Source organism: Sulfuricurvum sp. MLSB, from assembly GCF_000747095.1.
Lineage (GTDB): Bacteria > Campylobacterota > Campylobacteria > Campylobacterales > Sulfurimonadaceae > Sulfuricurvum.
The window spans coordinates 2,058-2,309 of record NZ_JQGL01000147.1; the positions used below are offsets into that span (position 1 = coordinate 2,058).

Sequence of the window (252 nt, forward strand, 5' to 3'; positions counted from 1 at the left end):
TGAATTAGATAAAGAAATCAAGAAACTTCGTGATGAACAAGTGGGTGGTGATGAAGCAGTAAACGCAAACTACAACGCAAAAATCAATGCTAAAGAACTTGAAATCTCAAACCTCAAACTCAAACTCACGCAAGAACATCAAGCACTCGTCACTAAACTAACCGACAACTCTATCGAAAACGAGATTGATGAAAAAAGAAAATCTATTGCAAGACAACGTGATGAAAGAAACCGTATCAACGATTTAATCAA

At 35.7% G+C, this 252-nt stretch carries 1 protein-coding gene; it reads left to right on the plus strand.

Features of this window, described 5'->3' with window-relative positions:
- On the plus strand, nucleotides 1–252 hold a 252-nt coding region (locus JU82_RS12195), incomplete at both ends, for a hypothetical protein (RefSeq protein WP_294892947.1).